The 18,959-nt window shown below is 65.4% G+C and carries 18 protein-coding genes, 1 tRNA gene and 2 pseudogenes; 10 read left to right on the forward strand and 11 right to left on the reverse strand.

Features of this window, described 5'->3' with window-relative positions; genetic code table 11:
- Window positions 1–666, reverse strand: a 666-nt coding sequence (locus WBF82_RS11720) for a methionine--tRNA ligase (RefSeq protein ID WP_424383199.1), incomplete at its 3' end; no start/stop codon positions are given.
- Window positions 667–684: 18 nt separating this feature from the next.
- Here WBF82_RS11720 and WBF82_RS11725 point away from each other — a divergent pair.
- The 5 genes from WBF82_RS11725 (at window position 685) to WBF82_RS11745 (ending at window position 6,704) form a co-directional block, all read left to right on the forward strand.
- A complete protein-coding gene (locus WBF82_RS11725) occupies window positions 685–1,542 on the forward strand; it encodes a TatD family hydrolase (RefSeq protein WP_424383200.1) in 858 nt (285 codons plus the stop codon).
- A 157-nt stretch (window positions 1,543–1,699) separates the two neighbouring features.
- On the forward strand, window positions 1,700–2,827 hold the full coding sequence (locus WBF82_RS11730; RefSeq protein ID WP_424383201.1) for a transglycosylase family protein: 1,128 nt from the start codon (window positions 1,700–1,702) through the stop codon (window positions 2,825–2,827).
- Window positions 2,791–3,744, forward strand: a complete 954-nt coding sequence (gene rsmA / locus WBF82_RS11735) for a 16S rRNA (adenine(1518)-N(6)/adenine(1519)-N(6))-dimethyltransferase RsmA (protein WP_424383202.1) — start codon at window positions 2,791–2,793, stop codon at window positions 3,742–3,744. The genes WBF82_RS11730 and rsmA overlap by 37 nt, the downstream gene beginning before the upstream one ends.
- Window positions 3,745–3,793: 49 nt before the next feature.
- Window positions 3,794–4,750, forward strand: coding sequence for a 4-(cytidine 5'-diphospho)-2-C-methyl-D-erythritol kinase (locus WBF82_RS11740; protein ID WP_424383203.1), 957 nt, complete (start codon window positions 3,794–3,796; stop codon window positions 4,748–4,750).
- Window positions 4,751–5,066: 316 nt separating this feature from the next.
- Window positions 5,067–6,704, forward strand: a complete 1,638-nt coding sequence (locus WBF82_RS11745; protein WP_424383204.1) for a fatty acyl-AMP ligase — start codon at window positions 5,067–5,069, stop codon at window positions 6,702–6,704.
- Here WBF82_RS11745 and WBF82_RS11750 read toward each other — a convergent pair.
- On the reverse strand, window positions 6,701–7,300 hold the full coding sequence (locus WBF82_RS11750) for a TetR/AcrR family transcriptional regulator (protein ID WP_424383205.1): 600 nt from the start codon (window positions 7,298–7,300) through the stop codon (window positions 6,701–6,703). The genes WBF82_RS11745 and WBF82_RS11750 overlap by 4 nt on opposite strands.
- A gap of 116 nt (window positions 7,301–7,416) precedes the next feature.
- On the opposite strand from WBF82_RS11750, the gene WBF82_RS11755 reads away from it, so the two are divergent.
- Window positions 7,417–8,982, forward strand: coding sequence for a phytoene desaturase family protein (locus WBF82_RS11755; protein WP_424383206.1), 1,566 nt, complete (start codon window positions 7,417–7,419; stop codon window positions 8,980–8,982).
- Between the two features lie 15 nt (window positions 8,983–8,997).
- Here the strand turns inward: WBF82_RS11755 and pth are convergent, their stop codons facing one another.
- The 8 genes from pth to WBF82_RS11795 form a co-directional block, all read right to left on the reverse strand.
- On the reverse strand, window positions 8,998–9,573 hold the full coding sequence (pth, locus tag WBF82_RS11760) for an aminoacyl-tRNA hydrolase (RefSeq protein ID WP_424383207.1): 576 nt from the start codon (window positions 9,571–9,573) through the stop codon (window positions 8,998–9,000).
- Between the two features lie 3 nt (window positions 9,574–9,576).
- A complete protein-coding gene (locus WBF82_RS11765; RefSeq protein ID WP_424383208.1) occupies window positions 9,577–10,263 on the reverse strand; it encodes a 50S ribosomal protein L25/general stress protein Ctc in 687 nt (228 codons plus the stop codon).
- 154 nt (window positions 10,264–10,417) lie between these two features.
- Entirely contained in the window at window positions 10,418–11,287 is an 870-nt protein-coding gene (locus WBF82_RS11770; protein ID WP_424383209.1) for an oxidoreductase, read from the reverse strand.
- Between the two features lie 39 nt (window positions 11,288–11,326).
- On the reverse strand, window positions 11,327–11,974 hold the full coding sequence (locus WBF82_RS11775) for an LpqN/LpqT family lipoprotein (protein ID WP_424383210.1): 648 nt from the start codon (window positions 11,972–11,974) through the stop codon (window positions 11,327–11,329).
- The gene (arsC, locus tag WBF82_RS11780; RefSeq protein ID WP_424383211.1) at window positions 11,971–12,318 is read right to left on the reverse strand and encodes an arsenate reductase (glutaredoxin); all 348 of its coding nucleotides are present in this window, start codon (window positions 12,316–12,318) and stop codon (window positions 11,971–11,973) included. Before arsC ends, WBF82_RS11775 begins: the two co-directional genes overlap by 4 nt.
- Window positions 12,319–13,299 (reverse strand): ribose-phosphate diphosphokinase, encoded by a 981-nt coding sequence (locus WBF82_RS11785; protein WP_424383215.1) that lies wholly within the window; start codon window positions 13,297–13,299, stop codon window positions 12,319–12,321.
- Window positions 13,300–13,359: 60 nt separating this feature from the next.
- Window positions 13,360–14,823, reverse strand: coding sequence for a bifunctional UDP-N-acetylglucosamine diphosphorylase/glucosamine-1-phosphate N-acetyltransferase GlmU (gene glmU / locus WBF82_RS11790; RefSeq protein ID WP_424383212.1), 1,464 nt, complete (start codon window positions 14,821–14,823; stop codon window positions 13,360–13,362).
- 147 nt (window positions 14,824–14,970) lie between these two features.
- Window positions 14,971–15,042 (reverse strand) — tRNA-Gln (locus WBF82_RS11795).
- Between the two features lie 129 nt (window positions 15,043–15,171).
- Here WBF82_RS11795 and WBF82_RS11800 point away from each other — a divergent pair.
- Entirely contained in the window at window positions 15,172–15,765 is a 594-nt protein-coding gene (locus WBF82_RS11800) for a TetR/AcrR family transcriptional regulator (protein WP_324851344.1), read from the forward strand.
- Window positions 15,766–15,799: 34 nt separating this feature from the next.
- Here the strand turns inward: WBF82_RS11800 and WBF82_RS11805 are convergent, their stop codons facing one another.
- A complete protein-coding gene (locus WBF82_RS11805; protein WP_424383213.1) occupies window positions 15,800–16,978 on the reverse strand; it encodes a phosphatidylserine decarboxylase in 1,179 nt (392 codons plus the stop codon).
- 135 nt (window positions 16,979–17,113) lie between these two features.
- Here WBF82_RS11805 and WBF82_RS11810 point away from each other — a divergent pair.
- The 3 genes and pseudogenes from WBF82_RS11810 to WBF82_RS11820 form a co-directional block, all read left to right on the forward strand.
- A pseudogene (locus WBF82_RS11810) lies at window positions 17,114–17,206 on the forward strand (TetR family transcriptional regulator); the annotation flags it as partial.
- Between the two features lie 19 nt (window positions 17,207–17,225).
- The gene (locus tag WBF82_RS11815; RefSeq protein ID WP_424383214.1) at window positions 17,226–17,378 is read left to right on the forward strand and encodes a hypothetical protein; all 153 of its coding nucleotides are present in this window, start codon (window positions 17,226–17,228) and stop codon (window positions 17,376–17,378) included.
- Between the two features lie 84 nt (window positions 17,379–17,462).
- Window positions 17,463–18,959 (forward strand): annotated as a pseudogene (locus tag WBF82_RS11820) (transcription-repair coupling factor); the annotation flags it as partial.

Below are 18,959 nucleotides of genomic sequence, written 5' to 3' on the forward strand. Positions count from 1 at the left end.
ATCCGGATGCTCGGGCACCTTCACGCCCCAGTCGAATGAGGTGCGCGAGATGGACAGATCGCGCAGCCCACCGGAGACGAAGCTGACCACCTCATTGCGACGTACATCGGGCGCGATGAAGTCCGGGTTGGCCTCGTAGTGGGCCAACAGCTTGTCGGCGTAGGCCGAGAGACGGAAGAAGTAGGTCTGTTCCTCGGTCCACGTCACGGGGGTACCGGTTTCGACGGCGATCCGGGTTCCGTCGACAACCTCGGTCTCGGATTCGACGAAGAACCGCTCGTCGCGCACCGAGTACCAGCCGGAATAGGCATCCAGATAGATGTCGCCGGCCGCCGACATCCGTTGCCAGATCTCCTTGGAGGCCTCGTGATGGTCGGCGTCGGTGGTGCGGATGAAGCGGTCGAAGGAGATGTTCAACTTCTCCTGCAGGCGCTGGAACACATCGGAATTGCGCTTCGCCAGCTGCGCGGTGGGAATGCCCTCTGCCGCCGCGGTCTCGACCATCTTGAGGCCGTGCTCGTCGGTGCCGGTCAAAAACCTGACGTCAAAGCCGTCCAGCCGCTTGAAGCGTGCTATCGCGTCGGTGGCGATGTATTCATACGCATGCCCGACGTGCGGCTCACCGTTGGGGTAGGTGATCGCGGTGGTGACGTAGTACGGCCTCATCGAGACTCACCTTATTGTGTGCGCGTGGGTTCCAAACGACTCGGTAAAGAAGGCCGGCCGCCGCTCCCTGAGCCGTTGAGCCCGCTGATCGACGCGCACACTCATCTCGACGCGTGCGGCGCGCGGAACGGTGACGACGTGCGCGCCATCGTCGACCGCGCCGCGGCGGTGGGCGTGGTCGCGGTGGTCACCATCGCCGACGACTTGGCCTCGGCGCGCTGGGTGACTCAGGCCGCCGAGTGGGATCCGCGGGTCTACGCCGCGGTGGCGCTGCACCCGACCCGCGCGGGCGCGCTCACCGATGCCGCCCGAGCCGAGATCGAACGGTTGGTGGCGCACCCGCGCGTGGTGGCGGTCGGCGAGACCGGGATGGATCTGTACTGGCCGGGCCGGCTGGAGGGCTGCGCGGAGCCGGCGGTGCAGCGGGAGGCCTTCGCGTGGCATATCGACCTCGCCAAGCGGACCGGTAAGCCGCTGATGATTCACAACCGCGAGGCCGATGACGAGGTGCTCGACGTGCTGCGTGCCGAGGGTGCGCCGGACACGGTGATCTTTCACTGCTTTTCCTCGGACAGTGACATGGCGCACGCCTGCGTCGACGCCGGATGGCTGGTCAGCTTGTCCGGGACGGTGAGTTTCCGAAACGCCCGTGAGCTGCGCGAGGCGGTCCCGCTGATACCCGTGACGCAGCTGCTGGTGGAGACCGACGCACCGTTTTTGACGCCTCATCCGTACCGCGGGGCGCCGAACGAGCCCTACTGCCTGCCTTACACTGTTCGGGCGCTGGCCGAGCTGATTAATCGGCCAGCCGACGAACTGGCCGAGGTCACCGCCGGCAATGCCGCCGGAGCATACGGGTTGGCCGCAAGGGGTTAACAGTCCGTTAAGGCCCCCTAAATCAGGTGGCTGCGGAGTTGCTCTATCTAGGCCGGTTCGTTACCGTCTTGTGATCGAACGTGAGGCCCCCCGGGGCCTTTTGCTATGTGACGGAACGGTTGCTGAAGTTGTGGTTGAGGTCGGGGATACACGCGCGTTGAACGTACTTACGAAACTCCATCAGGCTCCTTCACCGGCTCTGCGGCTTCTGGTCGCGGGTCTCTTGCTGGTCTTGGCATTCGCCGGTGGCTACGCGGTAGCCGACTACAAGGCGGTGACGCTGAGCGTCGATGGCACTGCCATGACCGTGACGACCATGAAGTCGCGGGTGATCGACATCATCAGGGAAAACGGATTCAACGTCAGCGACCGCGACGACCTCTATCCCGCTGCCGGCGAGCGAGTTCGCAACGCCGAGAACATTGTGTTGCGGCGCAGCCGTCCGCTGCAGATCTCGCTGGACGGCCAAAATGAGAAGCAGGTGTGGACGACGGCGTCGACGGTCGACGAGGCGCTGGCCCAGCTGGCGATGACCGATACGGCTCCGGCCGTGGCTTCCCGCGGCAGCCGTGTCCCGCTGGCCGGGATGGCGCTGCCGGTGGTCAGCGCCAAGTCGGTCGAACTCAACGACGGCGGCGCGGTGCGCAACGTGCATTTGGCCGCGGCCAGGGTCGGCGACCTGCTGGCCAGCGTCGGAGCGCCGCTGTTGCAAAGTGACCAGGTCACTCCCGGGGCGGCGGCACCGGTGATCGACGGCATGCACATCCAGGTGACCCGTAACCGCATCGAGAAGGTCACCGAGCGGGTCCCGCTGCTCCCACCGCGGAAGCGGATCGAGGACCCGGAGATGAACATGGACCGCGAGATCGTCCAGGACCCCGGCACCCCCGGCACCCAGGATGTGACGTTCGCAGTCTCCAAGGTCAACGGCGTCGAAACCGGGCGGCTGCCGGTTGCCAGCAACGTGATCACACCCGCACGTGAGGCGGTGGTGCGAGTCGGTACCAAACCAGGCACCGAGACTCCGCCGGTCGGCAACGGAGAAATCTGGGACGCGATCTCGCGCTGCGAGGCCGGCGGGAACTGGGCGATCAACACCGGAAACGGGTACTACGGCGGCGTGCAGTTCGACCAGAACACCTGGGAGCGCAACGGTGGATTGCGGTTTGCCCCCCGCGCCGACCTGGCGACAAGGGAAGAGCAGATCACCGTCGCCGAGGTGACGCGGGCTCGCCAGGGTTGGGGCGCATGGCCGGTGTGCAGCGGACGAACGGGTGCGCGCTGACCATCCGGTTGCTCGGGCGCACCGAGATCCGAAGGCTGGCCAAAGAACTCGAATTCCGGCCCCGCAAATCGTTGGGACAAAACTTCGTCCACGATGCGAACACGGTCCGCCGGGTGGTGTCGTCCTCCGGCGTCAACCGGCACGATCACGTCCTCGAGGTCGGACCCGGTCTGGGCTCGCTCACCCTCGCGCTGCTGGACCGCGGGGCCACGGTCAGCGCCGTCGAGATCGACCCGGTGCTGGCGGACAGGCTGCCGAAGACCGTTGCCGAGCATTCACACAGCGAGGTTCACCGGCTGACCGTGCTCAACCGCGACGTGTTGTCTCTTCTGCCCGCCGATCTGGCTTCCGAGCCGACAGCGGTGGTGGCCAACCTGCCCTACAACGTCGCCGTTCCGGCGCTGCTGCATCTGTTGGGAGAATTCCCGTCGCTGCGCACCCTGATGGTGATGGTGCAGGCTGAAGTCGCCGAACGACTAGCGGCCGAGCCGGGCGGCAAGGAGTACGGCGTTCCCAGCGTGAAGCTCCGCTTCTACGGGCAGGTCCGTCGGCACGGCACGGTGTCGCCGACCGTCTTCTGGCCTATTCCACGTGTCTACTCCGGGCTGGTGCGTATCGACCGGCATGCGAACCCGCCCTGGCCGACCGACACGGCCTTCCGTCAGAATGTGTTCAACCTCATCGATATCGCATTTGCCCAGCGGCGCAAGACATCTCGCAATGCGTTCGTCGAGTGGGCAGGTTCGGGCAACGAGTCGGCGAGCCGGTTGTTGGCCGCCAGTATTGACCCGGCGCGCCGCGGCGAGACGCTGACAATCGACGAATTCGTGCGGCTGTACCAGCGCTCGGGTGAACCGGGCGGCGACACTGCCCCCAGTGCTCCTGCCCTGCGACAACGGCACGCTCCCGCGAGGTAACCGCACGGGGGTAGGGGTTTGCCGGTCGCGGGCGATAAAGTCGCGTGCGATGCCGATGGACCCGAACACCGCTGCTCAGTGGGTGCCCACTGGGTCGGTTACCGTTCGGGCGCCCGGCAAAATCAACCTCTACCTCGCCGTCGGCGATCGACGCGACAACGGCTATCACGACGTGACGACGGTCTTTCACGCGGTTTCCCTGGTCGACGAGATCACCGTGCGCAACGCCGATGTGCTCTCGCTTGAGATCAGCGGCGAAGGTGCGGGTCAGCTACCCCTCGACGAGCGCAATCTGGCGTGGCAGGCCGCCGAGCTGATGGCTGACCACGTCGGCCGGGCGCCTGACGTGTCGATCGCCATCGACAAGTCGATCCCGGTCGCCGGCGGGATGGGGGGCGGCAGCGCGGACGCGGCGGCCGTGCTGGTCGCGATCAACTCGCTATGGGAGCTCGGGGTGCCGCGCCGCGATCTGCACATGCTGGCCGCAAAGCTGGGCAGCGATGTGCCATTCGCGCTGCATGGGGGCACCGCGCTGGGTACTGGACGCGGCGAGGAACTGGCGACGGTGCTGGCTCGCAACACCTTCCATTGGGTGCTGGCGTTCGCCGAGGGAGGCCTGTCCACCCCGACGGTGTTCGCTGAGCTGGACCGGCTCAGGGAAGTCGGGAACCCGCCGAGGCTCGACGAACCCGGTCCGGTGCTGGCGGCGCTGGCGGCAGGCGACCCGGAGCAGCTGGCACCGCTGCTGGGCAACGAACTGCAGGCGGCCGCGCTGAGCAAGCATCCGGCCCTGCGCCGCGTTTTACGCGCCGGCGTCGAAGCGGGCGCGCTGGCCGGGATCGTGTCGGGCTCCGGACCGACATGTACGTTCCTGTGCCGGTCGGCACCGGCTGCGGTGGATGTCGGCACTGAGCTCTCCGGGGCCGGCGTCTGTCGCACTGTGCGCGTCGCCAGCGGGCCTGTGCACGGCGCGCGAGTGGTGCCCGCACCCGTCACCGGTGTGTGACATTGGCCCGATTGCGCTGCTGAGTTTGGCAGTTACTTAAGAGGAGTTTAAGATGTTCGACGGTGACGAATATCGGTCAAGCAACGCGCCTGGTTCATCCGCCCGCCGATCATGTCGGCGGGCGATCTATGAATCGTGCGAACTCCGCTGGACGCCGTGTTCTCGCCGCGACCGCGACGTTGCGTGAGGTCACTGCTTCATCACCGTTTCGAGACGAAATTGCTCCCGAATTGTGGGCGTGCGGCTGCACCAAAGTGTGCATGACCAGGGGCAGCATTAAACGCTGGGCGTTGGCGCCGGAAGCGAGGAGGCTACCGTGAGCAGGTTTACCGAGAACATGTTCCGCAACGCTCATGAGAGCACCAAGGGCATGGTGACCGGCGAGCCGCACGAGCCGGTTCGGCACACCTGGCTTGAGGTCTATGAACGTGCCCGCCGAGTGGCCGGCGGCTTGGCGGCGGCCGGCATCGGCCACGGGGACGCAGTTGGTGTCCTGGCCGGAGCGCCGGTGGAAATCGCGCCGACGGCTCAGGGGCTGTGGATGCGCGGCGCCAGCCTGACCATGCTGCACCAGCCCACACCGCGCACCGACCTCGAGCTGTGGGCCAAGGACACCACCGTCGTCGTCGACATGATCGAGGCGAAGGCGGTGATTGTCTCCGACCCGTTCATGGCGGCCGTGCCGGTGTTGGAGGGCCGCGGCCTCAAGGTGCTGACTGTCGAGCAATTGCTGGCATCCGACCCGATCGACCCCATCGACACCGATGAGGACGACTTGGCGTTGATGCAGCTGACTTCCGGCTCCACCGGTTCGCCGAAGGCCGTGCACATCACCCACCGCAACATCTACTCCAACGCCGAGGCGATGTTCATCGGCGCCAAGATGGATCCCAGCGGCAACGACGTGATGCTCAGCTGGCTGCCGTGCTTCCACGACATGGGCATGGTCGGCTTCTTGACCGTGCCGATGTACTTCGGTGTCGAGCTGGTCAAGGTCACGCCGATGGACTTCCTGCGCGACACGCTGTTGTGGGCCAAGCTGATCGACAAGTACCGCGGCACCATGACGGCCGCGCCCAACTTCGCCTACGCGCTGTTCGCCAAGCGGCTGCGCAACCAAGCCACCCCCGGTCAGTTCGATCTGTCCACGCTGCGTTTTGCGCTCTCCGGTGCCGAGCCGGTGGACCCCGCCGACGTCGAGGATCTCATCGAGGCCGGAAAACCCTTCGGGTTGCGACCCGAGGCGGTCATGCCCGCCTACGGGATGGCCGAAACGACGCTGGCGGTGTCATTCTCCGAACTCGGCGACGGGCTGGTGGTCGACGAGGTGGATGCCGATCTGCTGGCCGCGTTGCGCCGGGCCGTGCCCGCCACCAAGGGCAACACCCGCCGGCTGGCTTCACTCGGCCCGCTGCTGCAGGGCATCGAGGCCCGCATCGTCGATGACGATGGGGCGGTGTTGCCGACGCGCGGTGTCGGCGTGATCGAGTTGCGCGGTGAACCGGTCACCCCGGGCTACACCACGATGGGTGGATTCATCCCGGCGCAGGACGACCACGGCTGGTATGACACCGGCGATCTCGGCTACCTGATGGAGAACGGCCACATCGTGGTGTGCGGTCGGGTCAAGGACGTCATCATCATGGCCGGCCGCAACATCTACCCGACCGACATCGAGCGGGCCGCGTGCCGGGTCGAGGGCGTCCGTCCGGGTTGCGCCGTGGCCGTGCGGCTTGACGCCGGGCATGCCCGCGAAACCTTCGCCGTCGCAGTCGAATCCAACGCGTACCAAGATCCCGCCGAAGTCCGTCGCATCGAGCATCAGGTCGCCCACGAAGTCGTGAGCGAGGTCGACATGCGTCCGCGCAACGTCGTCGTGCTGGGTCCCGGGACCATTCCGAAGACGCCGTCGGGCAAGCTGCGACGGGCCAACTCGGTCACCCTCGTCACCTAGGCGAGTGGCGCAAGCCCCGACCGCAGCAGATCCAGACAGCTGGCGGTGATGGCTGCCAAATCCTCACGACAGCCACCGCGCCCCCACGTTTCCACGCCGACAACCATTCCTGCCGCCAGCGTGGAGCCCGCTACTTCGGCCACCAGATCGATGTTCGGCACATCTGGGTAGCGCTGCTTGACGAAGTCGGTGATCACCGCGGCGAACGACGCCTGCACCACTCGTAGGTGGCTGGCGATCTGATCCCCGGTGATCAATTCGGCACGAGCGAGCGCGGCCTGCCGAACCAATTCGAGGTCGTGCGGGAAGCTCTCGATGCTCGCCTTCACCGCATCGAACAGCGACTCAGAGCGCGGGCGCTGCGCAAGCGCGTCGGCCAGCCACTCCACCTGTGTGTCGTAGTCCTGAAACAGCACAGCTTCTTTAGTGGGGAAGTGCCGGAAAAAGGTGCGCTCGGTAACCCCGGCTTCCTGCGCGAGCTGTTCGACGGTGACGTTTCCGAAGCCCTCACTGGCGAATCTCTTCAAGGCCGCCTGCCGCAGTGCCTCGCGCGTCTTGGTTCGGCGCAACTTGTGCAGATTCGGCCGCTCACTCATATCTGGCATCCCACCACACTTCCGAGCAGGGCAGACGTGACATCTTCCAATTGCGTCAGTACTGACATATATTAGACCGGGTTGCCTCGAGAGCAGCCGGAGAAGGAGCGTGAGTGATGACGGACTATGACGCGATCGTGGTCGGCGCCGGGCACAACGGCTTGACCGCGGCGGCGGTCCTACAGCGCGCCGGCCTGCGGACAGTGTGCTTGGAGGCCAACACTTACTCCGGTGGCATGGCGGCCACGGTGGAATTGATCGACGGATTCCATTACGAGATAGCCGGTTCCGTGCAGTTTCCCACCGCCCCGCAGATCACCAAAGAGCTCGGGCTTGATACCTTGCCCACCATCGACGCCGAGGTGCAGTCCGTTAATCTCGGCGACAACGGCGAAGAGCCGATGATCTTCTACCGCGATCCGATGCAGCTGATGACTCACCTCGCGGAAAAGCTTGGCGCCGAGGCCGTGACAGGCATGGCAGAGATGATCGGCTGGAGCCAGGGCCCGGCGAAGGCGCTCGACCGCTTCGAGGTGCGCACACCGCCCAAGACGCTTGATGAGATGTACGCCTGCGCGGCAAACGAATCCGAACGAAAAGCCATCCACGAGGTGCTATTTGGGTCAGCGATGGACGCCATCGACCGCTTCCTGCCCGACAAGGACAAGCACGCGGTACTGCGCGGAATGCTCGCCTTCCTCGCCGTCAACTCCACCTACCGCGGGCCTTATACGCCGGGCAGTGCAACGTGTTTGGCGTTCGCGCTCGCCGTCCCGAACGAGGGCACGGCAATGATGACAAAGCTTGAAGGGGGAATCGGCGCACTCTGCAAGCATCTGCACGAACTGTTCGTCTCGCATGGTGGTGAGGTCAGGTATCGCGCGAAGGTCGACAAGATCCTCACTGAGGACGGTCGGGTGACCGGCGTGCGGCTGCGCGATGGCTCGGAAATCGCTGCGCCGGTGGTTGTTTCCAACCTGTCGCCCGATTTGACGCTGATTGACCTGGTCGGCGCCGAGCATCTGCCGGCAGAGCTTGTCAGCCGACTGACCGGGCGCGACCACCGGGCGTCGTTCGTGCAGATCCATTTTGCGCTCGACGGCCTGCCGGAATTCGCCCCGCCCTACGACTTCCTCAACGAACCCGGGATGCAAGGGTCCGTCGGCATCTTCGGCTCGCCCGAGGAGCAGCAGCGTCAGTGGGAAGAGTGCAGGCGCGGCATCATTCCCGAGAATCCGTCGATGGGTATGCAGATTCCGTCCGTCCACGACCCCGCGATGGCGCCTCCGGGTAAGCACGCCGCAAGCGCGTTCGCCTATGCGTTCCCGGTCGAAACCAGCCGCGATCTGCACGGCCAGCTCAAAAACGTGATGGCAGAGAAGGTCATCGACAAGATCACCCGTTTCGCGCCCAACTTCCGCGACATCCAGATACGGCATATCACTTTCGCGCCTTACCACATGCAGACGATGTTCGCCGCGCCGTCCGGCGACTTCTGCCACGGCTTGCTGCACCCCGACCTGATGGGGCCCAACCGTCCTGGGCCCAAGGGGTTCATCGACATGCCGATCCCAGTCGACGGGCTGTACCTTGGCGGCGCGGGATGCCATGGCGGCCCGGGGATCACCTTTACGCCGGGATACAACGCCGCTCACCAGGCGCTCGAGGACCTGTCGCGATGACCTACTGCTACGGACTTACCAGGCGTGGACCCGGTTTTGGGCCGGCTCAAGGCCCAGCTCGACGAGCAACTCGGTGGCGTCGGCGGCCTGCTCGCAGATCGTCGGCACCTCGGGACGTTCGGCCGCAGTGAAGTTCTCCAGCACGAACGCCGCCGGATCTTTACGTCCCGGTGGTCGGCCGATCCCGATCCGCACCCGCTGAAAGTCCTTGGTGCCCAGCGCGACCGCAACCGAACGCAGCCCATTGTGACCGCCCTCGCCGCCGCCGATTTTCAGCCGGATCTGGCCGAACTCGATGTCCAGCTCATCGTGGATGACCACTACGTCAGCCGCGGGCACCGAATAGAACTTGGCCAGTGGACCCACCTGCCGGCCGGACTCGTTCATATAGCAGCGCGGCTTGGCGAGCACCACCGAACGTCCACCGAGTCGGCCGGTAACAATCTCTGCGCCGGAACGCTTGTGCGCCTTGAACGTTGAACCCAGTCGGGCAGCGAGCAGGTCTGCGACCATGAACCCCAGATTGTGCCGGGTCTGGGCATAGTTTGGCCCCGGGTTGCCCAAGCCGACCACCAATAACGGGCCGGCCATGAATTACTCGGACTCGGACTCGGCCTCGGGCGCCGCCTCGCCTTCGGCGGCCTCTTCGCCTTCCGCCTCCACAGCCGGCTCCTCGCCCTCCGGCACCTCGCCGGCGCCTTCGCTTTCGAGCTCCTCGGCGGTCGGCGCGTTCACCACGTTGACCACCAGCATGTCCGGGTCGTCGATCAGGGTGACGCCTGGGGGCAGCGTGATCTGCCCGGCGGTGAACTGCGTGCCCGGTTCGGCGCCCTCCACCGACACCACCAATTCCTCGGGAATCGACGAGACGTCGGCTTCGATCTCGACGGTGTTGGCCTCCTGGGTGATCAAGGTGCCGTAGGCGGCCTCGCCCTGGACGGCGATGCCGACCTCGACGACCACCTTTTCGCCGCGGCGCACCACCAGCAGATCGGCGTGCTGGATGGTGTGGCGGATCGGGTGGATCGCAAGCGCCTTCGTCAGCGCTAGCTGCTCCTTGCCGTCGATGTCGAGGGTTAGCACCGCGTTGGTGCCGGAGTGCCGCAACACCGCGGCGAAGTCGTGTCCGGGCAACTCAAGGTGCTGCGGGTCAGCGTTGTGACCGTAGAGGACGGCGGGAATCTTGCCATCGCGGCGGGCCCGCCGAGACGCGCCTTTGCCGGTTTGGGTGCGTACCGAGACGGTCAGCTGATTGACCGACGATTTCGCGGATTTAGCCATGGTGAGAGCTCCTGTGTCAGTTTTCCTGGCACGGCGAGAATCGCGACAAACCGAGCATCGGTCTGAATCGGTCCCCGTCGATAACGGTGGCGGGTCGAGTTCACCCGCAAGCCACCCTCGCCGTGACGCCCGGTCAGGTTAGCGCATCAGCACCTCAGAGCGGAAATTTGGTCTCAGTGAGCCGTTCGGAGAGTTCCCACAGTGCGGTGGCTGTAGCTGGGCGTTTGGCCAGTGGGCTGCGCCCGACCGGCCGGCTGCGACCGGCCATGCCGAAGCTCGGCCCGATGAAGCTGTTCCCCGGCACATCTTGTGAGGCGGCATACAGCGTTTGCCGGGCGCCGAAGTCGGCGTCGGAGGCCAGCAGGCGGGTACCGAGGTTCATCACCGCATCGCCGAATTTGCGACCGGTCTGCCCTTGCAGGTTGGTATGCGAGTAACCGGGGTGGGAGGCCAGCGCACGCAACGGCGAGCCAGCGGTGTTGAGGCGCCGCTGCAGCTCGCTGGTGAATAACAGGTTGGCGAGCTTGGACTGGCCGTACGCCACCCACGCCGAGTAGGGCCGCGAGGTCCAGTTCAGGTCGCGAAGGCTGATGTAGCCCATCCAGTGCATCAACGACGACACGGTCACCACCCGGTCGGTGATCTTCGGCAACAACAGGTTGGTCAGCGCGAAATGACCGAGATGGTTGGTGCCGATCTGGGTTTCGAAGCCGTCGGCGGTCACCCCGTGCGGGACGGCCATTACGCCGGCGTTGTTGATCAGGACGTCGACCGTGTCGACCCCGTCGGCGAACTGGCGCACCGAGGCCAGCTCCTGCAGGTCGAGCCGGCGCACCTCGACATCTCCGGTCATATCCCGGGCGGCGGCTTCACCCTTTCCGGTGTTACGCACGGCCAGGATGACCTGGGCGCCCACCCGGGCCAGCTCGCGAGCCGTCACCGCGCCGAGGCCGCTGTTGGCGCCCGTGATGATCACGGTGCGTCCGGCGAACGACGGCAGGTCTGCAGCGGTCCACTGTGTCATGGCAAACACATTAATGCGCCCGCGGTAACGAGCCGACAACTACTTAGCGGCGACGGTGAATCCGTGGATGATCGCCTGAATGTCGGCTGCGTCCGGGGCGGCCTGCTGCGCCAGGCTGGTGACCGAGAGCTGGACCAGGTAGCGCTGGCGAGCGGGCGCGGGGCCAGTGGCAAGGACGATCCGGTTGTAGGTGTGCATCCGTTCGCCCTTGAGGTCGTAGCTGCCCTCGATCATCGACGACGGAAAGCCGTTGAAGTTGGCGCCGGACTGGTCGAGCAGTTTGAAGTTCTCCGCGAGCCTGGCGTCGGCGTTGCCGTGCTTGACCACATCGGCCGCGTCGAATTCTCCGTTGAGCTTGAACACCAACAGCATCGCGGTGGGGATCTTGCCGTCCTTGGCGATCATCTCCGTGGTGGCCGGGATACCTGGCTTCTCGACCTTCTCCCAGCCCGGCGGCACCGGAATTGACACCGTCAAGTCGGTCAGCTTGTCAGGTGCCACCGCTTCTCCGGTTACCCCGCTGCTTTCCAGATACTGCGCGAACGGCACCGGCGCCTCAGTCGACGTGGCCGTCGTCGTTGTCTTGGTCCAAATCGACTTGTAATCGGGGCTTTTCGATCCACACCCGACCGGCAACACAGTCAAGGCCAGGGCTATCACCGCGGCTGCGCATAACCGGGACCTCACAAGATTTCGCGCACCCTGTCCATCGGACGGGCCAGCCGCGTGCCTTTCGACGTGACGACAAACGGCCTTTCGATGAGGATGGGATGTTCGGCCATGGCGTCGAGCAATTGGTGGTCGCTTGCGTCGGCCAGGTTGAGCTCGGCGTACAGCGGCTCGCGTTTGCGGACCGCGCTGCGCACATCGATTCCCGCATCGCGGATCATTTTCACCAGCTCGGCACGAGACGGTGGCGTCTTGAGATACTGCACGATCTTGGGCTCAACACCGCTGTCGCGCAGCAACTCCAGCGTATTCCGCGAGGTACTGCACTTAGGGTTGTGGTAAATGATGGCTTCACTTGCCATCTATGCGTCTCCGTCGAATAGCCCTGTGACCGAACCGTTTTCGAACACGGCGCGGATCGTGCTGGCCAGCAGCGGCGCGATCGACAAAACCGTGAGTTGTGGGAACCGCTTCTCCTCGCCGATCGGCAGGGTGTTGGTGACGATCACTTCGCGGGCACCGCATGCAGCCAGCCGCTGCGACGCCGGGTCGGACAGCACCCCGTGGGTGGCCGCGATGATCACGTCCTTGGCGCCGTCGTCGTGCAGCAGCTTGACCGCGCCGGCGATGGTGCCACCGGTGTCGATCATGTCGTCGATCAGCACGCAGGTGCGTCCGGCCACCTCGCCGACGACCCGGTTGGACACCACCTGGTTGGGCACTCGCGGGTCGCGGGTTTTGTGGATGAAGGCCAGCGGAACACCGCCCAGCGCGTCGGCCCACTTCTCGGCGATGCGCACCCGGCCGGAGTCGGGGGAGACCACCACCATGTTGCTGTCGGGATAGTTGTCCCCGATGTAGCCGGTCAGCAGGTTCTGCCCGCGCATGTGGTCGACAGGTCCGTCGAAAAAGCCCTGAATCTGGTCGGTGTGCAGATCGACGGTCACGATCCGGTCGGCGCCCGCCGTCTTGAGCAGATCGGCGACCAGTCGCGCCGAGATCGGTTCGCGGCCGCGATGCTTCTTGTCCTGCCGGGCGTAGGGGTAAAACGGCATCACCGCGGTGATCCGTTTGGCGCTGCCGCGCTTGAGTGCGTCGATCATGATCAGCTGTTCCATCAGCCAGTAGTTCACCGGCGCGGGGGCCGATTGCAGGACGAACGCATCGCAGCCACGCACTGACTCGTGGAAGCGCACGAAGATCTCGCCGTTGGCGAACTCGCGCGCGGTCTGCGCGGTGACGTGGACGTCGAGTTCTTTGGCTACCTGCTCGGCCAGTTCGGGATGCGCGCGGCCAGAGAACAGCATCAAGTTCTTGCGGTTATCGGTCCAGTCGTGGCTCACCGTGCTGCCCTCGGGGTTGGGGTCCAATTGGATGCTCCATCGTAAGCGACGGGTCTGGGATCACGGCGTCTCATCGGCATCGAGTGCTCGCTTGGCCTTTTCCGCCGCGTCGGCGGCGGCGCTGCCGGGCCGGTTGTGTTGCACCCAGTCTTCGATATTGCGTTGCTGGCCACCGGAAACCGCCAGCGCACCCGGCGGAACGTCTTCGCGCACCACCGTGCCGGCACCGGTGTAGGCGCCGTCGCCGACGGTAACCGGGGCGACAAACATGGTGTCGGAGCCGGTACGCACATGTGAGCCGACCGTGGTGCGGTGCTTGGCCGTACCGTCGTAATTGACGAAGACGCTGGAGGCGCCGATATTGCTCTGCTCGCCGATGTCGGCGTCGCCCACATACGTCAAGTGCGGCACTTTGGTGCCAGCGCCGATCGTGGAGTTCTTGGTCTCGACGAATGCGCCAAGCTTGCCGTCGGCGCCCAGCGCGGTGCCGGGCCGCAGGTAGGTGAACGGCCCGACCACCCCGCCGTCACCGATCGAGGCGCCGGTGCCGTGGGTGCGGACCACCGAAGCGTCGTCGCCGACGATGACGTCGGTCAAGGTTGTGTCCGGGCCGATGGCGCAGCGGCTGCCGATGCGGGTGCCGCCGAGCAGCTGAGTTCCGGGCTGGATGACGGTGTCGCGGCCGATCGTCACGTCAACGTCGATCCAGGTGGTGAGGGGATCGACAATGGTCACCCCGGCCAGCTGGTGGGCGGCGACGATGCGACGGTTGAGTTCAGCGGCCAGCTCGGCCAGCTGGACCCGGTTGTTGACGCCGGCCACCAGCGCGCTGTCGTCGACGTGCCGGGCCTGCACCACCTGGCCGTCCTGCCGGACGATGGAGACGACGTCGGTGAGGTACAGCTCTTGTTGGGCGTTGTCGGCTGACAGTCGGCTCAGCGCCGAGCGCAGCGGGGCGATGTCAAAGGCGTACACCCCGGCGTTGACCTCGCGAATTTCCTGCTGAGAGGGCGTCGCGTCAGCCTGCTCGACGATGCCGATCACCTCGTTGTCCTGCGTGCGCAGTGTTCGGCCGTAGCCGGTGGGGTCGGTCAGGGTCGTGGTCAGCATGGTGACCGCCGCGGTCCGCGAGTTGTGCACGGCGACCAAATCGGCCAGCGTGTCGGCGTCGAGCAGGGGGATGTCGCCGGAGGTGACGACGACGACGCCGGCAAAATCGTCGGGTAGCGCCGACAGGCCGCACAGCACCGCGTGGCCGGTGCCGAGCTGGCGGTCTTGTGTCGCCACCTCGATGGAACGCCCCAGCGTGTGGGCCAATTCACCGACGACCTGCTTGATGCTTTGGTGGTCCGGGCCCAGCACGACGACCAGGTGTTGCGGTGCCATCTTGGCGATCGAATGCAGCGAATGCGCCAGCATGCTGCGCCCGGCAAGGGGATGTAGCACCTTCGGGATGTCCGAGCGCATCCGTGTTCCGGCCCCGGCCGCCAGGATGATGACCGCCGATTCGCCTTGCGTTGCCATCCAACCTCCTCGGCATCTGGCTGGTTCCTGCCCGGGCGTGCACCTCCAGCGTGTCATTATCCGCACGTCTGCGGCAAAAAAGGCGCTTCCGCCGGTTAGGTGGCCCGATCGTGCTTGACGTGCCGCAAGGTCTCGCGGGCAAGGTAGCTCCGTCGCCAGGACTCGAACCTGAACTCTCAGAACCAAAATCTGATGTGCTGCCGATTACACCACGACGGACCGCGCACCAGCGGCGAGCAGGTCTGCTGACCGACCCCGCACACTGAGCCTTCGTCAGACTGTAGTGCAACGGATAACCTGAGAGACGTGGCAGCGCCGGAGAAAGAGGTGCGTGCGCCGCGCGCCAGGATGACCGGCAGCGAGCGGCGGCATCAACTCATCGACATCGCCCGGTCGCTGTTCGCCGAACGCGGCTACGAGGGCACCTCGATCGAGGAGATCGCGCTGCGCGCCAACGTTTCCAAACCCGTCGTCTACGAGCACTTCGGCGGCAAGGAAGGTTTGTACGCGGTCGTCGTCGACCGGGAGATGTCGGCGCTGCTGGATGGCATCACGTCGTCGCTGACCAACAACCGGTCGCGGGTGCGCGTCGAGCGGGTCGCGCTGGCATTGCTGACCTATGTCGAGGAACGCACCGACGGCTTTCGCATCATGATTCGCGATTCGCCGGCGGCCATCAGTTCGGGCACCTATTCCAGCCTGCTCAACGACGCCGTCAGCCAGGTCAGCTCGATCCTGGCCGGCGATTTCGCCCGTCGGGGCCTGGACCCCGGCCTTGCGCCGCTCTACGCCCAGGCATTAGTCGGTTCGGTGTCAATGACCGCCCAGTGGTGGCTCGACACTCGCGAACCCAAGAAAGAAGTCGTGGCCGCTCATCTGGTGAACCTGATGTGGAATGGCCTGACCCATCTGGAAGCCGATCCGCACCTGCAGGACGAATAAGCCGCTTTCAGCCAGGCAGCATTTGGCTTGTGCGTCAACGGCTGACCGACCTGCAGCGGGCCACCGGGGTGCCGACGAGCCGAAACTCTTCGCTCTTATCTATCTGAGCATCAACGTGCTCTTGGAACAGGACGATGATGTCGGAGCCGCCGAACTGGAAGTAACCGAACTCTTCACCTTTTGCCATGTGTCTGTCCTCGACCGAGGTGAGCACCACCGACGACACGTGGGCCATGCCCACCGGGATCACCGCGACAATGCCAATATCACCGCAGTCGGATTGCGAGGTATCGATAGTCACCACGCCGCGCGTCTGGGAGAACTCGTATCCGCTTGTGGCGCTGTCGCTAGCTTGAAGTTCGTGATCTTCGATGCCCACATGCATGAAGACTTTGCCGTTGATCCGGAAGGACTCCTTGACCAGACCTCCAACTGGCAGGTGATAGCGATGGTAAGCGTGTACCGGCAGCATGTAGTGCACGAACGTGCCGCCGGCGAAGCTATCAGCGTAGGTGCTGCCTTCGATGAGCTGCTTGATGTTGCCGTATTTCTGGTTTTTCACGGTTGTCGCCGGAATGTTGGACTCGGCGTCGATGTCGTAGGCGTGCTGATAACTGCAGTCGGCCGGCGAGGTGACGACCAGATTGCTGGTCGGCTCGGCAATCGGACGTAGCCCGCCGTTGATCTCGCGCGCGATGAACTGATTGGCGGTTAACCAGCCGCTGGGCGCGTTCGGGACGCCGTCGACCAGTGATTCATGCACCCGGTATTCGGGGGCGTTGTCGATGAACGATTGCAAGACTTCGGGACTGAACGATTCTGGGGTGTTGAGGAAGCTGGCCCAGTCGTTGGCGAATTCGGTCATCCAGTCCCGGAAGGCGGCGGCGTCCTGCGGCGCCTCGTCACCGACCTTCTGATCCACCAAGAAGTAGAAGTGGCTCATCCGGTCGCTAACCTCTTGGGCCTGTCTTTTTTCGTTCTTCCAGGCGTCTGCGTTCGATTCGTGGGGCACCCATCGGACGAAGCGCCGCAGATACTCCTCGTACTCACCGAGATCGCCGGGCCACTCCAGCGCCGCGAACAGCTCCGGGTTGAGTTCGGCTTCGGCCGATGTCCGGGCCTTCGTCAGTGACTGTTCGAGGAGATCGGCAAGACCCTTTTCGCCCTCGAGGGTCTTTCGCAGCTTTCCGATGATCGCTTCCGGGTCGCTCATGCGATTGAGGTACCCGTCCTCGGCCGGAATTACCCCCGGCGAACTCGTGAGCCCGGCGCTCCTTCATGAGCTCCCCGTAGTGGTAGTAGGTCAGCCCAAACGGACTGACGCAGTTGACGTTTTGAAGCCGCCCTCTCGGCTGTTGCCGAGCGTGGGGCAAAGGGCGCCACCGTCCGCTTGATTGCCGAGAGGGCCGGGGTCACTTCGGGTTTGGTGGTTCACCACTAAAGGGACGAAAGAGAAACTGTTGGCCGAAGTCGATGCCCGAGTGGTGCAGAAGTTCACTCAGGCGATGACGGTGCGCGAGGGGGTGACCGACGAAGCAGACACCCTTTCAGCCGTCGCCGAGCAGCTATCCGCGCTGATTGGATCCGATGCTTGCTGGCCACCACGGCCGTAACCAAAGCTAGACGCTGTGGCGGCGGTCACCGTGGGTTGGGCAGTGCCGCAACGTGAATCAATCGACGCATACAATGGCGCCATCATGACCGCACCGGGGCCGGAGTCTGTCATCACCCCGATCGCGGGGCTGGTGGAGTTGGCGTTGCGCGCGCCGACGCTGCAGCGACTCATCGACCTCGCCGCCGACCGGCCCGACGAACTGTCGCTGGTCGGGCCCGCCAGCGCCCGGCTATTCGTCGCCAGCGCGCTGGCCCAACACGGCCCGATGCTGGTGGTCACCGCGACCGGCCGGGAAGCCGATGACCTGACCGCGGAACTGCGCGGCGTCTTCGGCGACTCCGTCGCGATGTTCCCGTCCTGGGAGACGCTGCCGCACGAGCGGCTTTCGCCGGGTGTCGACACCGTCGGTGCCCGGCTGATGCTGCTGCGTCGGCTGGCCCACCCCGACGACGCCCGGCTGGGGCCGCCGTTGCGGGTGGTGGTCACGGCGGTCCGCTCGCTGCTGCAGCCGATGGCCCCGCAGCTGGGCTTGCTTGAGCCGCTCACCCTGACCGTCGGCAACGACACCGGTGCCGACGGCGGGTTCGAAGCGGTCATCACCCGTCTGGTCGAGCTGGCCTACACCCGGGTCGACATGGTAGGTCGACGGGGCGAATTCGCCATCCGCGGCGGCATCCTCGACATCTTCGCGCCGACCGCTGAGCACCCGGTGCGGGTGGAGTTCTGGGGCGACGAGGTCACCGAGATGCGGATGTTCTCGGTCGCCGACCAGCGGTCGATTCCCGAGATCAGCGTCGACACTGTGATCGCGGTGGCGTGCCGTGAGCTGCTGCTGACCGACGAGGTGCGGGCCCGGGCGGCCGAGCTGGCCGGGCAGCAGCCGCGGCCCGAGCACGGTGTCACCGGCGGCGTCGGCGACATGCTGGCCAAACTGGCCGAGGGCATCCCGGTCGACGGGATGGAGGCGTTGCTGCCGGTGCTGCGGCCCGACGACTTGTCGTTGCTGACCAATCAGCTGGCCGAGGACACGCCGGTGCTGGTCTGCGACCCGGAAAAGGTCCGTACCCGCGCGGCTGACCTGATCAAAACCGGCCGCGAGTTTCTCGAGGCGTCCTGGTCGGTGGCGGCGTTGGGCGGCGATTCGCCCATCGATATCGAGCAGCTCGGCGGCTCGGGATTCCGCGAGCTTGACGAGGTGCGGGCCGCCACCCGGCAGTCCGGCCACCCGTGGTGGACGCTGAGCCAACTTTCCGACGAGTCGGCGGTCGAGCTGGACATCCGGGCCGCGCCGTCGGCCCGCGGCCACCAGCGCGACATCGACGAGATCTTTGCGATGCTGCGCGCCCACGTATCGACCGGTGGGGTTGCTGCCGTCGTCGCGCCCGGAACGGGAACCGCGCACCGGGTGGTCGAGCAGCTGGCCGAATCCGATACGCCCGCAACGATGTTGGAACCGGGCGCAGAACCCAAGCCCGGGGTGGTCGGGGTGCTCAAAGGCCCGCTGCACGACGGCTTGATAGTCGGGGGATCACCGGGTGCCGCGCTGGTCATCATCACCGAGAACGACCTGACCGGCAAC

It is taken from the genome of Mycobacterium sp., from assembly GCF_049673265.1.
GTDB lineage: Bacteria > Actinomycetota > Actinomycetes > Mycobacteriales > Mycobacteriaceae > Mycobacterium.